At 42.4% G+C, this 1,400-nt stretch carries 1 protein-coding gene; it reads right to left on the reverse strand.

Features of this window, described 5'->3' with window-relative positions; all coding sequences use genetic code 11:
• Window positions 1-166: 166 nt before the first annotated feature.
• Window positions 167-1,333 (reverse strand): IS256 family transposase, encoded by a 1,167-nt coding sequence (locus N667_RS0117375; protein WP_027410672.1) that lies wholly within the window; start codon window positions 1,331-1,333, stop codon window positions 167-169.
• Window positions 1,334-1,400 lie beyond the last annotated feature (67 nt).

The raw sequence follows: 1,400 nt of genomic DNA on the forward strand, positions 1-1,400 counted from the left end.
GGTACCGTCAAGAATTTTGTGTAATGCAACATAGATAGGGTATCTCTGAAATGGATTTGGAATGGATAGGGGACTAGTTCCCTCCACAAAAGGACTGAATATTCAGTCTTTTGTGCAGGAAGGGAGAATCCCCTTATTTTATTGGTTTGTCATTTACATTATTTGGTTAATTGTAACGTTCTTCAAACATTCGTTGAAGCGTCTCCTGTGCTTCAGCAAATCCTCGTAACTTTCGCCCTGCCCATTTCTCGTTAAAGTCTTGAATCGTCAAATACACGATTTTTTCAGCGGCTTCTAAACTGCTCAAACTGTTCATCGGTTTGACACGTTTCCGAATTTCCTTGATCGTTCGTTCGATGGCATTGGTCGTGTAAATCACACTTCGAATACTGCTTGGATAGTCCATAAAGGTGAGGAGGACATCCAACTCGTTGGCCCAAGATTGAACTTCTCTTGGGTACTTACCAGACCATTTCGACTCAAACTGTTGAAACATCTCCAGTGCCATTGTTTTATTCGGAGATCGATAAATGAGTTTCAAATCTTCCACCATTTCGAATTGGTCTTTTTTCCGAACACGACGGAGTGTGTTACGGACTTTGTGAACGACACAGCGCTGCACATCGGCTTTCGGATAAACCGTCTTAAAGGCTTCCTCTAAACCCGGTAGTCCATCGAATACGCCTAGAAGTACTTCCTTGACGCCTCTTTTGTAGAGGTTTTGAAGAATTTCTTGCCATACATAAGCACTTTCTTGTCCCCCCACAAAGAAATCAAGAATTTCGCGATATCCTTCTTCGTTCACCCCTAATACCACATAAATCACTTCTTTCTCCACGGTTTCGCGACGAAGTTTTACGTATAAACCATCCAAATATAAGACGGAATAACGCTTGTGTAGAGGACGAGTGTGCCATTTTTCGATGTCTTCCTTCACGACATCGGTCATACGGCTGATTGTGGCAGGAGAATAGGCATTTCCTAAAATCCGTTCGATAAACTTGCCGATTTCCCGCGTACTCATGCCACTTTGATACATTTTGATGACAGCTTCCTCGAGCCAGCCCGTGTGGCGTTGGTAAGGAGCGAACAATTGGGTTTGAAATTCTCCGTTTCGGTCTCTAGGGACCAAAAGACCCTCAATCCGGCCATATTGCGTATCTAAATTTCGTTGATAGTAGCCGTTTCTCATATTCGACGTTCCGGCTTGTTCCATTTCGAGGAAATTTTTAATTTCTTCCCGCATGATCAGTTCTAATTTTTCCTTTATAAACTGACGAATGACACTTTCCAGTTGATTTGCCCAGTCGACATTCGGTATACTTTTAGACATAGGTAGGGTTCTCCTTTCTCTGGAATGTTTGGGTTCAATCAGAGAATACCCTACCTTTTTTATTTTG

It is taken from the genome of Anoxybacillus tepidamans PS2, assembly GCF_000620165.1.
Taxonomy (GTDB): domain Bacteria; phylum Bacillota; class Bacilli; order Bacillales; family Anoxybacillaceae; genus Anoxybacteroides; species Anoxybacteroides tepidamans_A.

Excerpts from the sequence above, each read along its gene's own strand:
- N667_RS0117375 (WP_027410672.1), bottom strand. The coding sequence starts at position 1,333 with ATGTCTAAAAGTATACCGAATGTCGACTGGGCAAATCAACTGGAAAGT.